Genomic DNA, 18131 nt, shown 5'->3' with positions numbered 1-18131 from the left:
ACATGCTTAAATTAATTGCTACCGATATGGACGGAACATGGTTGACCGATCAAAAAACCTACGATGAGGAACTATTTTTACGTGAATTTGCAATTATGCAGGAGCGCGGAATTAAATTTGTCATTGCTAGCGGTAACCAATATGAAAATATTTATGCCCGTTTTCCTAAAACGGCAGCTAAAATGTACTTTATTGCTGAGAATGGAGCATTGGTAGCCCAGGGCAGGCAGGTTATTCATACCGATTGTATTTCCGATGAGGATCTGCAAGTCATTTTTGAGATTATCGCTAAGTATGCTCATGAAAAGATAACCGTTTCCGGTCTTGCAAGTGCATACGTACGCGCAAGTGACGGACCAGAATATGCTACTGAGTTAAAAAAATATTATGCTAAATTGACAATTGTGCCAAGTTTTACCGATTTGCAAGATCAGATTTTTAAAGTTACGCTCGATGTTCCAGCAAATGAGCGGCCACGAATTATTAGCGAATTGCAAAATAATTATCCTCAGATCGGTTTTGTGTCGGGGTCAGCTACTTCAATTGATATTTCGACCAAGAAAATGAACAAGGCGATTGGGTTAGAATACTTAAGCAAAAAGTATCATATCAATCCCCGCGAAATGGTTGCTTTCGGTGATAGTGGCAATGATGTGGGAATGCTTAAATATGTTGGTCAAAGTTATGTAACTGCTACCGCCTTGCCAATCGCTAAAAGTGCAGCTAACCGCGTAATTGGCTCTAGCAATAGTAGTGCAGTTCAAAAAGAAATTTGGCGGCTTTTAAATGACTAATAATAAGCAAGTCAGTTAAATATACTTTATCTTTTAATCCAAACAAAAATCCTGTTAAATCAAGGTTTACAATACCAAGATTTAACAGGATTTTTCAATACTTATGTTTTTGACTTATTTTTAAAGTAATTGGTCAATTTGCGCTTTTAATGGTAAATCAAAGTACCGCTTAATTTTAGGTAAATCGGTTAAATTGGTTTGACCATAAATCGCCATTAAATAAGCAAGTTGCTTTTGCCATTCTTTAATCAGTTGAAGTAAATTTTCAAAGCCATTGTCTTGAAGCAAGACTTGTAAGAAGGTGTTAGAAATACCAACATATTTTCCACCTAAGCAAAGTCCCTTGAAGACATCTAACGGATTGCGAATCCCCCCAGAAACAATTAAATCAACATCTTCGTTTGCAGCTAGCACCGCAGCAATAACAGTAGGTAAGCCGATATTTTCAAGGTAAGAAAGAGGCTGCGGGTTTCGGGCATTTTCGATTTGTGCAAAATTGGTTCCACCACTACCAGCGATATCGAAGAAGGTGATACCTTCTTTTTTTAAACGGTGAATTGTTGCTTGATCCAGACCACAACCAACTTCTTTAATAATGATTGGTACAGTTATTTGTTGGCGTAGTTCTTGAAGGTTAGCTAGCCAGTGAAAGTCGCGATCACCTTCCGGCATTGCTATTTCCTGCACGACGTTTAAATGGACTTGCAAGGCATCTGCTTGCAGCTCAGCAATAATTTTTTCAGCATCTCTTACAGAAGTCTTAGCATTTATGTTAGCGAGCAATACACCGTTGGGATTTTCTTGACGAGCAATGATAAAACTATCCAGCTGATCTGCTTCTTTGACAAGAATGCTAGCCGAGCCTAAAGCAAGCGCAATGTGCGTTTGTTGGGCAATTTTACCTAAAGCTTGGTTAATTGCAAAAGATTTTTTAGAGCCGCCCGTCATTGCATTAATGAAAAATGGGGCACTCACAGTTTTGCCAAACATTTTTGTGCTAATCGCCTGCAAGTTAACATTAGTTTCGGGTAAAGCCGGCCGAACTAAATGCATCTGATCAAAACTATTCGACTTCTCATTCTCATAGAACTTTTGGGCTAAAGCCAAGTGTTCTTCTTTACGCGTAGATCTAATGGACATTTTTTCCTCTTACTCATTTACCGGGCTAACTTGACGGAATGAACGTGAAAATCAAGGGGCATAATTCCGTTTTGACGCCATTCTTCTTCAAGGGCCGCTATGTTGGTTTGCTCATCTGTAATGACGATCCCGCAATCACCGTTACCGGCACCAGAAGTTTTAGCAGCACCACCAAATGATTCAGCAATGTTAATTAATTTGGATAAGCGGGGAATTTCAATCGCAATTTGATTGATAACAGCAAAGTGTTGCAACAATTTACGGTTTTCGCGGATCTGCTTTTTAATTAGGTCGATATCGTTTCTTTCAAACCCAACAATCATTTTTAAGACACATTTTCGTGAAAGCCTAATAAATTCCCGGTACTTTCCGTTCAGTGCCTCTTTGTTGGCATTAGTTTCATCAACTAAGCGGGAAGTGGAAGCAGGCTTTTGACTCCAACCAATCATTAAATTCATGCCGGTTGGCGGCGTTAACAACTGAATTTTTAGTCCCGGCCATGCTTCATCGACAACTTCAGACAGCGATTTATGTGCTAGTTCTTGTTTTAGCCAACTCTTATCAAAAGTCTGGTAGGCAAGCCAGCCACCATAAACACTGGCAGCAATATCACCAGCCGAACCATTACCCTGAACTGAATAATGAGAGATGGCTGACAATTTATAAACAAGTTCGTTACTGAAGGGTACGTTATAAAAGCGTAAGATTGCTTTTACAGTTGCTACCGTAACTGCTGCGCTGGAGCCCAAGCCATACTTTTTACCATCAGCCGAATCAAGATCCGAATTGATATAAAGATCATAGACCTGCATCTCAATGTGCTTTTCAAGACAAAATCGTTCAGTAAACGAAATAGCCGCCAAAATATATTCGAAAGGGTTATCACGATTGTCAATAACCATTTCGGCCCCATGCCTAACCCAGTGAATTGAATCTTGTGAATATTGTTTAGAATGGATTAACCCAGTAGATGACTTTGTTTTAGTAATTGAAACCCGGATAAATTGATTAACTGCGACTAAAATTGCGGGACAATCTTGTTCAAGTACCGCATATTCGCCAGCAATATATAACTTTCCGGGCGCTTGTTCTGTTATCAAAAGAATTTAATCTCCTAATCAATTAAATTACATTAATTAGTCCAAATATGATAGACCTGGACCAAAACTTGCATTTACTATCTTAACATTGTCAAATTGCGATACAAACTGATTAGTAATTTCTTTTACATTTTTTAAACGAGTAATAACTTTTACGTTGGGACCGGCATCAATCGTGTAATAACACTCAATCCCAGTTTCACGTAAATGCCTTACCAAGTTAATCGCTGCAATTGTTTGTGGCTCAAAATATGTAAAACCAGGCTGGGCGGTTAAGTTAATTGCGTGCATTTCGTTAGCGTTTAATTCTGCTAGTTGTCCCAGCGCAGTAAAATCATTATTTTCAATAGCCGTTATCATTTGGTCTAGCTCGGTCTGATTTCGCTGTAACCAAGGCTTAAAGAAGGGGGAACTGGTCGCTTGTTTCATCCCTTCCGTTGATGAAAGTTTCTTAGGTTTCGGATTTAATTCAATTGCCAAAAGCTGTAAGTCCATCTCGGGCTTTTCGTTTAAGGGGTAGGCGTAAGATGAAGTATCATCTTCACCTTTCTGCCACAAGACAAAGCCACCAAAAACTGACCGACACGCAGAGCCTGAACCCATTCTAGCAAGCCGGGATAATTCTTTGATTTCTATTTCAAAGCCATAATGAGAGCAGAAAGCTCCGGCTAAAGCAGCAAAAGCCGATGAAGACGATGCCAGGCCAGCAGCCGTTGGAACATGATTGGTTGATCTAACGGCTAAATTACCACTAACACCAAACTTGTCCTGCAAAAATTTAAGATAAGTGAAAACACGCTGCGAACTTTGACCGATTTGTTCAATCCCGTTTAAGTAAAAATGATTAAGATCGCTTTCGGTAATTTTAGTATCAGTATAAAAACGATCCAACGTCATAGAAAGGCTTGACATTAAAGGTAGTCGCAAACGTTCGTCTTTTTTCCCCCAATATTTAATTAGTGCAATATTGGCGTGTGCTCGTACAGTTTTTCCCATTAAATCTCCTCAATCCAACTATTAACAGCAATTTTTTGACTATGATCTGCTATTGCTTGCGCTACCGCATGATTCTTGCAAAGAGCAATTACAATGCCGCCAAGACCGCTGCCTGAAAGCTTAAAGCCGAGCGCTTGGTGCGCAAGTGCAATTTTTTGTAATTGGTCAATTTTAGCCGTTGATAAGCCAAAAGAACACAGAATTTCTTGTGCTTCATTAAAGTAAGTACCAATTTGACCAGCATCATGATTAAGCCAAGATGTCTTAGTCCTATCGGCCAATTTTCCCAGCCGCTTTAACTTATCTGCTGCTTGTGGTGAAGCTTTTATTTGATCATGAACTTGCATAACGGCTTCTTTCGTACTGCCTAATTCTCCCGTATCCATAATTAATAAAGTAGCCCCCAGTTTTGCTTTTAAAACGCGTGGACCATCTTTTTGATTAAAAAAAACGAGGTAGTTAGAATTAACTGTAGCCGCATCTAAACCTGAGGCTTTACCATGATTAATCATTTCCGCATGATTGGTAATAGCCAAAATTTGCTCTTCGGTCAGATTAAGCTTGAAATAATCGTCCATTGCCCGAGTGGTTGCCAGGGCAACGGTGGCACTGGAACCCAATCCGCGTTCAATTGGTATTTGCCCAGTATATGAAATTTTCAGTTGCTCTGTACTGGCAGCTAACTCCAACATTTTTTTAACAACATATTTTAAGCCGTTATATTCATTTGGAGCCATAAAAAAAGGCCCTTGATAACGCTCAGTGTCCATCCACATCTCGGGGGCCGGTTCAACAGTTGTTTTGATATGAAGCGAATTAATTGGCATTGCTAACGCATCATAGCCATATACAACCGAATGTTCCCCGATTAAAATTACTTTGCCATGGGCCAAATAACTAGATTTCATTTTGCTTAAGATCCTTACTGTTTGTGAAATTTTTTTACTCCTTATGCTAAAATAAATAGCAAAGGAGAAGAGAACAGATGATCAAGATTTTAGTCGGTCGGCAGACAGATTCTTTACAAGAAAAAGTCCTGCAAGCTGCAGTTGATAACTACCAACGCTTTCCAGAACACGAAACTTTTATTATCGTTCCTAATCATATTAAGTTTACCACAGAAGTCAGAGCAATAAACAGATTAGCCGTTAGCAAGGGCAACGTTGAGCAATCGGTTAAAAATTTGCAGGTTTTATCATTTTCGCGACTTGCCTGGTTTTTCCTCAAAGATGCCGAACAGGGTTTGCCAACACAACTTGATAATGCCGCGGCTGCCATGATTTTAGCCAAGATTATTGAGCAAAAACGTGACCAGCTTCATCTTTTTAAAACGGTTAGCGTCAGTCCCGGTTTAGTTAAACAGCTTTATGATACGATTTTGCAGGTTAGGGAAGGGAACCTTGATCTTGATGAAATCGACGAAGCTTCTCTTGACTTAGAAACGAAAAATAAGATTGCAGACCTTAAAATCATTTACGAGGCATTTACCAGTACAATTGCTACTAAGTTTTCGACTTCAAATGAGGTGCAATTGCAGCTGAATGAGTATCTTGCTAGCGGAATTGATTTAAGCAAGACCGATTTTTATTTTAGTGATTTTTCTCATTTTTCACTGCAGGAATGTTTGACGGTCAAATTGTTAATGATGCATGCTCATAGCGTTACCTTAGCTTTTAAAACCAAAATTGGCGACATTAACCCTGATTTTGCGCAAGGTGATTACGATTATGTAATTCAGAGAACAATTAATCAATTACTGAATTATTTGAAACAGCACGATCTGTCTTATGAAGTAGAAAAAACTCCTATTTCGCCCCAGCCCACTAAGCGGGAATTGCTCAATGAGTTCTGGACTGGTACTGCTTATGATGTGGGTAAACTTGACCAGGTGCAATTAGTTCGAGCAGATAACCGGTATGCCGAAGCCTATTATGTTGCCCATACAATTTACCAACAAGTGGCCCTAAAAAACTACCGTTACCGCGATTTCTTGGTCTTAGCACCCAATCTACATGAATACGAAACATACCTGATTCCGATTTTACGGCAGAATCATGTCCCATTTTTTGATGACTTACAGCAAGAAATGAAATATCATCCGTTAGTTATTTTAATTGAAAATATTGCTCAGCTTTTGGCACGGCCGTTTCAAACCCAAAATATGCTAGCAATTATGAAAACCCATCTAATTATTCCGGACTGGTACCAAGAAGAATCAGCTTATATTCATGACGTCGATGAGCTGGAAAATTTTGTTTTAGCGCACGGAATCAACCATAATTTATGGAAACGTGATTTTACGGACTATGTTGCTTCTGAAGTGATCAGGCTAGACAAAGTTCCTGATGAAGTGGCTAAAATAAGCAAATTAAAAGACTTTTTTGTGAAAAAGCTTGAACGGTTATTAACTAAACTTAAGCAGGAAGAGGACACGCAAAAAGCGATTACCACTTTCTTTAATTTTTTAACTAATAATAAAGTTAATCAAGTGCTTGAAAAATGGCGCGAAGATGCGCAAACCGCTGGTGACTTGCAGCAAGCTCGCCAATCTGAACAAGTATGGGACTTGCTCATTACGTTATTACATGATTACTTACTGATTAATCCGACTGAATTTGATGTAGCCAGTTTTTTCAATGTTTTAACCAATGGCTTTAAAGAGGCTACTTTCTCCCAAATTCCTTCTACCTTGGATGCAGTTAATCTTTCTGAAACAGGTATTGTCCAAGTTAGCGGCTATAAGCAAGTTTTCATCATGGGCGCTACTAGCACTGGTTTGCCAGCAATTCAAACTACCCCAGGTTTTTTAAGCACTGAAAATCTAGAGAATTTAAGTACTGCCTTTGGCGAAGATTCTTATTTGGAAGATCACCAGCAATTAAGCAATCTTGATCAGAACTATCAGTTTGGTATTTGTTTAGCCTTGGCCAGTGACAAGGTTTACCTATCTTATTCGGTGGCCAATTCTGACAACGAAGCAGTTGAGCCTTCAATTTATTATGACCGGCTCAAACGCGCTGGTGCAATCGAATTCCAGCAACACAATTTACCGGAAAAATTCCAGGACCTTTTAAGTTTCCTGACCAATCCCCAGGCAAGTTTAGGTTACTTGACTTACTTAAAGCAGGCAAATAGCGAAATTGATGTTGATCAATTATTAAAATTAACAGCAGCAAAAATTCCAACTAAGACGGCAATGGTTCTAGAAGCCAGTCAATTTGACAACCAGCCGGCAGATATTGGTGCTGAGTTAGCCCAGGAATTGTACGGCCAGAATTTAAATTCATCCGTTTCACAACTGGAAACTTTTTATGAAAATTCTTACGAATACTTTTTAAATTACGGTTTGCATTTGCATAAACGCTTTGAAAATGAGTTTGATATTATTCAAGCTGGTAATTATTTTCACGAAACTTTCGACCGTTTGGTAAAAGAACTTAACCAAAAGCACTTAGATTTAGCCGATGTTGACGAAACTACTTTAAGTCAATTACTAGCCATTGCTAGAGCGAAAATGATGGCTGAAGCTAAGTATAAGCAGCTAGCCAATGATCCTTTTAACCAATTTTTATTTAAGTGTCTTGATCAAACTACCACCAAGGTTGCTTTTAACTGGCAAAAAGTAGTACAAAAAACGCCTTTACGAGCAAAATACTCTGAGCTTAGTTTTGGTTTTGGAGAAAAAGTCCACGGCCTTGACCTGGTTGTTCCTAACTTGGCTGGCAAGCATTACGTTAATTTACGCGGTAAGATGGACCGGGTTGATTTGGCCCAAATTAGTGACAAGAATGAATACTTGGCGCAGGTGATTGATTACAAGTCTTCCGCAAAGAAATTTAATTTGGGCCTCTTTTACCAAGGTATTTCGCTACAAATGGTTTCCTATCTCGATGTTTTACTGAAAAACCAGCCCTTCTTTACGGGCAAAACACCACTTTACTTGCTTGGTGCATTTTACCAAACAATTACGAGGCAAACTGAGCGGTTAAACGGTAAAGATTTGTACAATAGTCATTTAGAGTTAAAACAAGATAATCTGGATGGCAAAACCAGGCTAAAATACACCGGATTAATTAATTATGACCAAGCACTAGTTCTTGACGCTGACCCTGAGCTTGAAAAAAACAGTACCACCTCGGATTTGTATACCGGTGTTAATAGTAAAAAAGATGGCAGTCTCAGCTTTCGGGGTAATGCTTTTAAAGACGATGAAATTGAGCTTTTGCTGCAATATGATGAAGAGCTCATTAAGGACGCCGCAAGTCAAATTTTATCCGGTGAAATTAAGCTCAATCCATATAAGTATGGCAAAGGTATTAACGCCTTAACTTATTCCGACTATCGTGATATTTTCTTTTTTGACGCAATGCTTAAGGAAAACAAGTATCACCAGGTAGGCAGTTTAAGTAAAAAAGAGTTATTAAGCAAAATTAAAGAGAAACTGGGAGAGGAGGAATAGTCATGGCAGATTTTACTCAAGCCCAAAATAAGGCGATTACCGATCGCGGACACGACATCTTAGTTTCTGCTTCCGCTGGAAGTGGCAAAACCACCGTTTTAGTGCAGCGTTTGCTGCAAGAAATTCTTGCCGGAACTAGGGTAGACCAACTATTAGTAGTGACGTTTACTAAGGCAGCAGCCCAAGAAATGAAGGGGCGAATTAAACAAGTTTTGCAAACTGAGCTAGCCAAGACGACTGCCAAAACCTATCTCAGGCAGCAGCTTAACGCGGTGGACTCTGCCAATATTTCCACAATTGATGCCTTTTGCCTAGACGTCATTCATCGCTTTTACTACGTCATCGATCTTGATCCAAGCTTTAGCGTCTTGACGGATGAAACGCAAGCCGAATTGATGCGTGAACGAGCACTGCACGAAATTGAAAGCGAGTTTTTAGAGGCAAATGACGAGGACTTCATTAGCTTTTATAATAATTTTGCTGGCGACAGGGATGCAGAATCAGCGCAAAATCTTCTTTTAGATTTATACTCTTACGCAATGGCTAAACCGGATTATTCCAGTTGGTTAAAAGGCTTAGCTGCTAAATATGAAGTAGGGGAAAGCGTAATTACAACTAAGCTGTGGCAAAAGCAAATTAAACCTTATTTAAAGAATACTTTTACTGAACTCAGCAATAAAATTGAACAAATTGTTAACGACCCATTGATTGAAACCAAGGAACTAGCGAAGGTTAAGGAAAGTTTTACTATCTTTCAGAAATGCTTAAACCGGTATCTTGAAGGATTAGTTAATGACGCTAATTACGACGACCAAAGGCAGTTATTGCGTAGTTGTCTTTTTACCGGAACCTTTCGTAAGTCAAAAAAATGGGATGAGGATCTACTAGCTTTTTACCAAAATTGTTATGACCGCAAAGCCGAAGCCGCTGAGCAAGTGTTTACTGCCTTCACGTCTTTTTACGCTACAGATGAACATGAGCAAATTGAGATCCTAAAACGTGGCCAAAAAATTATGACCGCAGTTGTAAAAGCAGAAAATGCCCTAATCAAACGTTTCGGGGAATTAAAGCGGGCAGAAAATTTGGTCGACTTCAGTGATATGGAGCAGTTTGCCTACCAGATCCTAAGTCAAGACACATCTAACGCTGAAATGGCACGCTCCTTTTACCAAAATAAGTTCACTGAAATTTTAGTTGATGAATACCAGGATATTAATCCGTTGCAAGAAAAGATCTTACAACTAATTAAGAAAACCGGTCAAAATAACTTATTTATGGTAGGTGACGTCAAACAATCAATTTACGGTTTTAGGCAAGCCGAACCCACGCTTTTCTTGCATAAATACCAAGAGGCGGCGAAGAAAGAAAATACCGATCAAGAGCGAATTTTGCTTTCCGAAAACTTTCGTTCGACTAATCCCGTTCTCAAAATTGTTAACCAAGTGTTTAAAACCATCTTAACACCCGACTTTGGCGGCATTGACTACCAAAAAGAAGGGCAGTTGGTTTTAGGGGCTAAATATTATCCGTCTGCACTTCCCGCTGCATGCGAAATCATTTATCATAACCAAGATGAAAAAGAGGGTTCATTAAATGAGGAGCAGGAGCAAGATATTGACTCAGCAGAAATAGCCATGGTTATTAATCGCATCAAGCAATTTCAAAATGAACACTTAGAAGTATATGACCCACAAACAGGTCAAAAGCGGCCTTTTAAATATAGTGATATTGCCATCTTGACTCGTAGCCGGAGTGAGAACCTTGCTATCATGCAGGAATTTGCGAAAAACGATCTGCCGTTAATGGTGACGGATGCCAAAAATTATTTTCAAACAATTGAATTGACCATTGTTATGAATTACTTGCGCATTATTGATAACCCTGATCAAGATATCCCCTTGGTAACTGTTCTGCGCTCACCGCTGTTTAACTTTAGCGAACAAGATTTAGCCCAAATTCGGATTCATAGCAAAAATACTAATTTTTATGATGCTTTGACCTCTTACGTGGCAATTAACGATGGCCTCAGTCAAAAAATAAAGGATTTTTTAAACCAATTAGCTGAATTAAGACAATTTGCTACAAATCACCGGATTTCCGAATTAGTCTGGAGCATTTATGAGCGAACCAATTTGCTAGAAATCATGACGGCATTGCCCAACGGCAAACAGCGTCGGGTCAACTTAGAAGCACTGTATGAACGGGCAAGCTCATATGAAAGTGCCGGTTTTAAGGGACTTTACCAGTTTATTAACTTTATCGAAAGAATGCGCCGTAGCCAAAAGGATCTGGCACAGCCATTATTGGCTAAAGAAGCAGGCAATTCAGTGCGGCTAATGACTGTTCACGGGTCTAAGGGCCTGGAATTTCCCATTGTTTTTTATCTTGGGTTGCAGCACCGGTTTCAATTGCGTGATCTTAGTGGAAATTATATTATTAACGCAGATAATGTCGGATTGACTTTACGCCAAGAGCATTATCGCGCTGATTCACTGCTTAAATCATATGACAATGTTGCCAAGAAAAAACAATTACTCGAAGAAGAGGCTAGAATACTTTACGTTGGTATGACTAGAGCACGGCAGAAGTTAATTTTAGTGACTGACTTAAAGAATTTTCCCAAACTTACTCAGACCTGGAGTCAGCAGCTCAATCATGAGCATAAGTTACCCTTAAGCGATAAGATTGATGCTACCAGCGCAATGAGCTTTATTGGTCCAGCCATTAACTTTACGCATCAGGTAGCTTTGCCGATGAGTGAGATCACCCCGGAACTAGATGAGCAAGAAGATTTTCTCTTAATTCACTACCAAGATGAAACAATTGCACGGCCCAAAACCGTACAAGAAAAAACGGCCGCTACAGAGGATTTCACGCTTTTAAAACAAACAGCCAAAAAGCTCTATGATTTTGCTTATCCGTTTAAAGATGCTAGTCAAACGACCGCTTACCAATCTGTTTCAGAAATTAAAAAGGCTTTTAATGATCCGCTGGACAGTGAACTAGAGAATGCTCATTTGCTCTCATCAACCAATAGGTATTTACAGCCGATCGATACTAAGCCTAATTTTTTGTTTGCAACCAAGTTTACCGGTGCCGAAATCGGAACCGCGACACACCTGCTGTTACAATATTATGATTATCACGGCAAGGGTGACGACCAGCAGTTAGATGATGAAATTGCTTCTTTGGTTAAGCAAGATAAACTAAATTCCGCTATTGTACCGGATTTAAATAAAGAACAGATTAACTGGTTTGTTCATAGCGACTTTACCCGTGAATTTTGGCAAAAGCCGGAGAACTTAAAACGTGAAATTGAATTTTCTAGTTTACTTTCGGCAAGTAGCTTATTTGACCATTTTAGTGATCCAAATGCTAAAATTTTAATTCACGGTACAATTGATGGTTACTTCATCCAAAATGATGGCATAATACTATTTGACTATAAAACTGATTATCTCGATCCTAATCATTTGGATTTAGCAATTAATCATCTTAAGCAAAAATACACGGGGCAGTTACGACTTTATGAGCAGGCTTTAAATTCGTTTGCTAACAAAAAGGTAACGCACAAATACCTAATTTTACTGGCAGCGCAAAAAATCGTCGAAATTAAGTAGAAAAGAAAGGAGGTCGAATTTAATGACATTATTTGCTAAGGAGACATTTGCAGTCGTTGATCTGGAAACAACCGGAACCCAGCGCGAAGAGGACAATCATATTATCCAGTTTGGCTGTGCCATCATCAAAAATATGAAGGTTGTTAAAACCTACTCTTTTATGATTAATCCTCACCGTGACATCCCTTTAGCAATTCAGAACCTTACGCATATTCATAATTCAGATGTAGCTCAGCAAAAGGACTTTTCTTATTATGCTCCAAAGATTATTGCTATCTTAAAAGATGCGGTCTTTGTGGCGCATAATGTAAATTTTGACTTGCCGTTTCTTAATTATGAGCTAGTGCAGCATGGCTATGAGGCTTTAACCAATAGGGCAATCGATACAGTTGAACTGGCTAAGATTGCATTTCCGACTTTACCATCATATAAGCTGACAGATCTAACTAATCAGCTAAACATCCCACACCTAAATCCGCATAAAGCTGATTCAGATGCATACGGGACGGCTGTGTTACTGCTTAAGATTATCAACAAATTGGAAACATTGCCGCAAGCCACACTGAATACGTTAAGTTCTCTTGCGCACGGTCTTATCCGAGATACTTCCTGGATTTTTACCACAATTGCAGATGAGTTGCGGATAACTAAAAGACCACTAGGTAAAAACTACGTGCAGGTCCGCAATATTATTTTGCAAAAACAACAGACTAAAATTCCAGAGCACAGTAATGGCTCAAATGCATCTTTTCCTCTCAGTAATAAAGCCAAGCATCAGCTATTTAAAGGAAAAATTAATTACCGGCAGCCACAAGTTGATTTAATCAACCAAATTAATCAGTTCATCAAGAATCCTGATCAAAGGGCGTTATTGGTTGAAGCACCCAATGGTACTGGTAAAACTTTTTCCTATTTGTTTGCTTATTCCTATCATTTATATACGAGTCGAAAGCTTGTGGTGGCGACGCCAACTAAAGTTTTGCAGGATCAGATTATCACGCAAGAAATTCCCCAATTGCTTAAGGTCACTGACCTTGATTTAACTGCAGAAGTGGTGAAATCAAGTAGTCATTATCTCGATTTAGATGGCTTTTACCAAAGTCTATACCAAGGAACGCCTAACAAAATGACGCTAGTCTTGCAAATGCGAATCTTGGTGTGGTTAACGGAGACTAAAACGGGAGATCTAGATGAATTACAGCTGACTAACTATAAGGCACCGTTGTTTGTTCAGATAGCTCATCCGGGGGATGCCCGGGTAGGTAGTAGTTTTGCTAAAGTCGATTTTTGGAATTTAGCGCGGCAAAAGCAAGAAGAAGCCGATATTTTAATTACTAACCACGCCTATTTGGCCAATCATTACAACGACACAATCTGGGGGCAAAATCCTTATTTGGTGATCGATGAAGCTCACCGTTTTGTCGATAGCGTAATCAATTCGCGGAATGATTCATTTCAGTTTGAATCACTTTGGGGCGTACTCAATCATTTGCGCAATCTTTTGTTTTATGCTGAAGATAGCGTATTTAACCAGTATGGTAATGATGTTTCAGTCAACTTTTTACTAGAAAAATTAGATCCGGCGATATTGGACTTGATTCACGTCATCAACCAGTTACAGAGAATATTATTTGCCCAAAACGAGCAAGCGGTAAATAAAAATATCTTGCCAAATGGTAATCTGCTCTTAAGTTTTGAGGGCACGGATTTATTCGCTAGTGAGAGTCCATTTTTACCGAAACTTGGAGAGTTTCAACGCAAATTAGAAGATGTCCGGCAGCAGACTAATGCCATTTTATTTAAGCTGTATAATGAAACTGATAATTCGGAATTGCAGAGGGATGCTGTTTTAAGTGAGTTAACTGATCAAATTGATCGTCTTGATTTTTATATTACTAAAAGCTACCAGCTATCAGATATTCTTCATACCAAGGAAGTTTTAACTCAGGAAGGATTTTTACTGACTTTAACCAATCCCCAGGATCCGTTAAGTGTTAATCTGAGCTGGATGACATTAGACGCTTCCAGTGAATTAAAACAAATTTACGCTCGTTTTGACCATCTTTGCTTTGTTAGTGCTACTTTGACAAATGATAATGATTTTTCCTTTACAATTAAACAGTTAGCTTTAACTGATTTACATCCGGAAAAATTTATTGGTAGCAGCACATTTAAACTTGATCAGCATTTGCAGGTTTTAGCCGTGAAAGACTTCCCTGCTATTGACACGCCGCAATATGATCAGCAGCTGGCTAACATTCTAGAAAATGACTTGAGTCAGAAAAGCCATATTCTAGTTTTAATGACTAATTTAGATAAAATAAAAGAAGTCTTTAGTGCCATTTTAAATTCGCCTAATCTACGTGACTTTGAAATTTTAGCCCAAGGTGTATCCGGCTCTAATAACCGCATTACCAAAAGGTTTGCGATTGCGCAAAAGGCTATTTTAATCGGAGCAGATAGTTTCTGGGAAGGAATTGATTTTCATGAATGTCGGATTGATTTAGTTATTGCCGCTAAACTACCATTTGAATCCCCCGACCAGCCGGAAGTCCGTTTACGTCAACGCCAATTGCAAAAAAAGGGCATTAATGTTTTCCAAAATGATACGATGCCACGGGCAATTATTCGGTTTAAGCAGGGCATGGGACGCCTAATTCGTGGCGAAAAAGATCATGGTCAGTTCTTAATTTTGGATTCACGGATTTGGAGCAAAGATTATGGTAAAGTATTTTTAAACGCAATACCTGTAACAACAAGAAAAATTTTGATAAAAGATTTACGGAATAAGTTGGATAATTATGATAATTGAAGACGACACAAAACAAACGCTTAAATTTATTGCTTGGCTAATTGCCATTATTGTTGTGCTCTATTTTTCATTACTGCTTATTTTTTATAAAGCAAGCAGTCCCGTACGAAATGAAACACGTGAGCTTAATCAAATAGTCTTGCAAAAATCACCGATTAAAAAAATTGAGCGAAACTATCATTTAGATCGCGGTGTTAATAGTTACTCCGCTAAAGGCATTGCTAAAAACAGCCAAACCTATTACTTCATTTATTTACCCGCCTCGAAGAAAGCCTACCTTTTATCTAGTAAAAAGGGCGTTAGTGAGACAGCAGTTAGAAATAAATATGGAACTAAGTATCCAGATGATAAAATTACTGCGGTTAACTTGGGTTGGTATCGTAACAAAGCGGTTTGGGAAGTAGCGGGTAAAAATAGCTCAGGTGACTACCATTACAAACTCTATGAATTTAAAAACGGAAATTTACTAGGTTAAGTCGCTTATTTAACAAAACTTTGGTATTATTAAGTTGATATGATAAGGAAAGTGGAATAAAAGTTTATGACAAAATTAATTTCAATTAGAGATTGTTCAAAGCATGTTGATGAAGAAGTTCAAATGCATGTTTGGCTGACTGATAAACGGTCAAGTGGAAAAATCGTATTTTTACAGTTACGTGATGGAACTGCATTTTTCCAAGGAATAGTTAGAAAAAATGATGTTACAGATGAAGTTTTTGAAGCAGCAAAATCATTGCACCAAGAAGCTAGCTTTTACATCACAGGAACTGTTCACCAAGATGATCGTTCTCATTTCGGCTATGAAATTCAAATTTCTGATTTAAAGGTTGTCACTAATAATGAAGGCTACCCAATCGGGAATAAAGAACACGGAATTGAATTCTTGCTTGATCACCGGCACTTATGGTTGCGTAGCAGAAGACCATTTGCAATCATGCGCATTAGAAACACCATCTTTAAGGCAACGGTTGATTTCTTTGAAAACGAGGGCTTCGTTAAATTTGATGCTCCAATTTTTATGCATTCAGCTCCTGAAGGTACCACGGAGCTATTCCATACCGAATACTTTGGTGGCGATGCTTATTTATCACAATCTGGTCAGCTTTATGGTGAAGTAGGCGCTGAAGCCTTTGGTAAGATTTTCACTTTCGGTCCTACTTTTAGAGCAGAAGAATCTAAGACAAGACGTCATCTTACTGAATTTTGGATGATGGAACCTGAAATGGCCTGGATGCACCAAGATGAGTCTTTGGATATTCAAGAACGCTTTTTATCATACGTTGTTAAACAAGTCTTGGAAAACTGCGATTACGAATTAGAATTACTCGGCCGTGATAAGGAAAAACTGCGGCCTGCTGCAGAAGGCAACTATACCCGTTTATCTTATGATGATGCGGTTAAAATGCTTCAAGAAGATGGCAGAGATTTCAAGTGGGGCGATGATTTTGGTGCTCCAGACGAAGCATTCATTTCTGAAAAATTTGACCGGCCATTTTTTATTGTTAATTACCCAACGGCAATTAAGCCATTCTACATGAAGAAAAATCCAGATAACCTTAAGGAATATTTATGTGCCGATGTTTTGGCTCCAGAGGGCTATGGCGAAATTATGGGTGGTTCTGAACGTGAAAGTGACTACGACACTCTGAAAGAGCAAATTAAAGAAGCCGGTCTTAAAGAAGAAAATTATGATTGGTATCTTGACTTACGTAAATATGGTAGTGTTCCTCACTCAGGCTTTGGTATGGGCTTTGAGCGTGTAATTGCTTGGATTTGCAAATTAGATCATGTTCGCGAAGCTATTCCATTCCCAAGAATGATTAACCGGGTTAAGCCATAAATTTGCATTAACTAAATAATTAAAAAAGTTGAACTAAAATATTTTAGTTCAACTTTTTTAAAGGAGAGAAAATTATCATGCATTACAATGATTACCGAACTCTTGGATTTACAACTTTTTCCAATGGTTTATTAGCTTATTATCCGCAACTTAAAATTAGTGACTCTGAAATAATCTTAATTATGCAACTTGAATTATTTGCTCAAAAAGGTGAGAATTTTCCCTCTAACGAACAGATCGCCGCTAACACTAATTTTTCTTCAGCCGAAATCGCTGATATTATTCAGCGCCTAATTGAAAAAAATTACTTGGCAATCGACCAAGTCACTGATAAGAAGGGCCGGATTGGCAATCAATTTAATCTGGACCAATTATATATAAAACTCGATGAGTTGTTAGCCAAGAATGTTTTGCCTAATGGTAAAGAAGGAGTAACTGAAAGCAGCTCTTCAACTGTTGATAATAGTCCGTTAAACCAGTTAATGCGGCAATTTGAAATTGAATTTGGCCGTTATCTTAGTCCAATCGAACGAGAAGAAGTTGCCGCCTGGTTGAAGGTTGATCATTATGATCCGGAAATTATCAAGTTGGCGTTGAGAGAGGCTGTACTGTCGCAAGCATATAGTTTAAAGTATGTTGACCGCGTGCTTCTTAACTGGCAGCGGCACAACCTAAAAACAACAAGTGAAGTGCAAAAATTTTTACAAAGGAACCGGTAAATGCCTGAAAAATTATTAAGTACAGCAGAAGCAAGAAAAGTCTTGCGTGCCATAAACGAGATGTACCCTGATGCAAAAAGTGAATTGATTTGGGATAATAAATTTCATTTACTTTGTGCCGTGTTAATGAGTGCTCAAACGACTGATAAAATGGTTAACAGAATCATGCCTAAATTTATTGCGGATTATCCAGATCCAAGCTCTTTAGCGCAAGCATCAATTACCGATATTGAGCACCATATTTCAAAAATTGGTCTCTATCATTCTAAGGCCAAGCACTTAAAAGAAACCGCCCAAATTTTGGTGGACAAATTTGCTGGTCAGATTCCTGAAGATAAGAAAACGTTAGTGACATTGCCCGGAGTGGGCGAGAAGACTGCAAATGTAGTTTTAGCTGACGGCTTTGGTGTACCGGCTATTGCTGTTGATACACATGTTTCCCGAATCTCAAAAAGATTTCATATCGTACCGCAAAATGCCAAGCCACTGGAAATTGAAAAACGACTAGAAGAAATATTACCAAAAAGCGAGTGGATCCACACTCATCACGCAATGATTTTATTTGGTCGTTATTCTATGACAGCAAGAGATAAAGAAGATCCATATTCATATTTGAAAAAACAATAACACCGCATACAAAAATGCCATAGC

12 protein-coding genes are annotated in these 18131 nt (G+C 38.6%); 8 read left to right on the top strand and 4 right to left on the bottom strand.

What is annotated here, in order from left to right:
• Positions 1–2: 2 nt before the first annotated feature.
• Positions 3–794 (top strand): Cof-type HAD-IIB family hydrolase, encoded by a 792-nt coding sequence (locus J3U73_RS02510; protein WP_220267979.1) that lies wholly within the window; start codon positions 3–5, stop codon positions 792–794.
• Positions 795–914: 120 nt separating this feature from the next.
• On the opposite strand, the gene fni is transcribed toward J3U73_RS02510, so the two are convergent.
• Genes fni through mvk form a run of 4 tightly spaced genes read right to left on the bottom strand, consistent with a single transcriptional unit; the run spans position 915 to position 4938 of the window.
• Positions 915–1934 (bottom strand): type 2 isopentenyl-diphosphate Delta-isomerase, encoded by a 1020-nt coding sequence (gene fni, locus J3U73_RS02505; RefSeq protein WP_267409472.1) that lies wholly within the window; start codon positions 1932–1934, stop codon positions 915–917.
• Positions 1935–1951: 17 nt separating this feature from the next.
• Positions 1952–3034, bottom strand: coding sequence for a phosphomevalonate kinase (locus tag J3U73_RS02500; RefSeq protein WP_267409471.1), 1083 nt, complete (start codon positions 3032–3034; stop codon positions 1952–1954).
• A gap of 36 nt (positions 3035–3070) precedes the next feature.
• Entirely contained in the window at positions 3071–4030 is a 960-nt protein-coding gene (gene mvaD, locus J3U73_RS02495; protein ID WP_267409470.1) for a diphosphomevalonate decarboxylase, read from the bottom strand.
• Positions 4030–4938, bottom strand: coding sequence for a mevalonate kinase (gene mvk / locus J3U73_RS02490; protein WP_267385330.1), 909 nt, complete (start codon positions 4936–4938; stop codon positions 4030–4032). The genes mvaD and mvk overlap by 1 nt, the downstream gene beginning before the upstream one ends.
• A gap of 77 nt (positions 4939–5015) precedes the next feature.
• On the opposite strand from mvk, the gene J3U73_RS02485 reads away from it, so the two are divergent.
• From J3U73_RS02485 to nth, 7 genes are all read left to right on the top strand, one after another.
• Entirely contained in the window at positions 5016–8489 is a 3474-nt protein-coding gene (locus tag J3U73_RS02485; RefSeq protein WP_267409469.1) for a PD-(D/E)XK nuclease family protein, read from the top strand.
• 2 nt (positions 8490–8491) lie between these two features.
• A complete protein-coding gene (gene addA, locus J3U73_RS02480) occupies positions 8492–12109 on the top strand; it encodes a helicase-exonuclease AddAB subunit AddA (protein ID WP_267409468.1) in 3618 nt (1205 codons plus the stop codon).
• Positions 12110–12131: 22 nt separating this feature from the next.
• Positions 12132–14921 (top strand): helicase C-terminal domain-containing protein, encoded by a 2790-nt coding sequence (locus tag J3U73_RS02475; protein WP_267409467.1) that lies wholly within the window; start codon positions 12132–12134, stop codon positions 14919–14921.
• Positions 14911–15396, top strand: coding sequence for a hypothetical protein (locus J3U73_RS02470; RefSeq protein ID WP_267409466.1), 486 nt, complete (start codon positions 14911–14913; stop codon positions 15394–15396). Before J3U73_RS02475 ends, J3U73_RS02470 begins: the two co-directional genes overlap by 11 nt.
• Positions 15397–15462: 66 nt before the next feature.
• Positions 15463–16761 carry an asparagine--tRNA ligase gene (gene asnS, locus J3U73_RS02465; protein WP_267409465.1) on the top strand — a complete coding sequence of 433 codons (1299 nt, stop codon included), beginning with the start codon at positions 15463–15465 and terminating at the stop codon, positions 16759–16761.
• A 77-nt stretch (positions 16762–16838) separates the two neighbouring features.
• Positions 16839–17480 (top strand): DnaD domain protein, encoded by a 642-nt coding sequence (locus tag J3U73_RS02460; RefSeq protein ID WP_267409464.1) that lies wholly within the window; start codon positions 16839–16841, stop codon positions 17478–17480.
• On the top strand, positions 17481–18107 hold the full coding sequence (gene nth / locus J3U73_RS02455) for an endonuclease III (protein WP_103751627.1): 627 nt from the start codon (positions 17481–17483) through the stop codon (positions 18105–18107).
• Positions 18108–18131: the final 24 nt, after the last annotated feature.

Source organism: Lactobacillus sp. B4005, from assembly GCF_026536045.1.
GTDB lineage: Bacteria > Bacillota > Bacilli > Lactobacillales > Lactobacillaceae > Lactobacillus > Lactobacillus panisapium.
The sequence above is the reverse complement of the archived record's forward strand: the minus strand, read 5'-3'. Positions and strand labels throughout refer to the sequence as shown.

What these genes read in the sequence shown, in the direction of transcription:
- J3U73_RS02485 (WP_267409469.1), top strand. Translation starts at nt 5,016, where the DNA reads ATGATCAAGATTTTAGTCGGTCGGCAGACAGATTCTTTACAAGAAAAA.
- addA (WP_267409468.1), top strand. Translation starts at nt 8,492, where the DNA reads ATGGCAGATTTTACTCAAGCCCAAAATAAGGCGATTACCGATCGCGGA.
- J3U73_RS02470 (WP_267409466.1), top strand. Translation starts at nt 14,911, where the DNA reads ATGATAATTGAAGACGACACAAAACAAACGCTTAAATTTATTGCTTGG.
- mvaD (WP_267409470.1), bottom strand. Translation starts at nt 4,030, where the DNA reads ATGGGAAAAACTGTACGAGCACACGCCAATATTGCACTAATTAAATAT.
- fni (WP_267409472.1), bottom strand. Translation starts at nt 1,934, where the DNA reads ATGTCCATTAGATCTACGCGTAAAGAAGAACACTTGGCTTTAGCCCAA.
- asnS (WP_267409465.1), top strand. Translation starts at nt 15,463, where the DNA reads ATGACAAAATTAATTTCAATTAGAGATTGTTCAAAGCATGTTGATGAA.
- mvk (WP_267385330.1), bottom strand. Translation starts at nt 4,938, where the DNA reads ATGAAATCTAGTTATTTGGCCCATGGCAAAGTAATTTTAATCGGGGAA.
- J3U73_RS02510 (WP_220267979.1), top strand. Translation starts at nt 3, where the DNA reads ATGCTTAAATTAATTGCTACCGATATGGACGGAACATGGTTGACCGAT.
- J3U73_RS02460 (WP_267409464.1), top strand. Translation starts at nt 16,839, where the DNA reads ATGCATTACAATGATTACCGAACTCTTGGATTTACAACTTTTTCCAAT.
- J3U73_RS02475 (WP_267409467.1), top strand. Translation starts at nt 12,132, where the DNA reads ATGACATTATTTGCTAAGGAGACATTTGCAGTCGTTGATCTGGAAACA.
- nth (WP_103751627.1), top strand. Translation starts at nt 17,481, where the DNA reads ATGCCTGAAAAATTATTAAGTACAGCAGAAGCAAGAAAAGTCTTGCGT.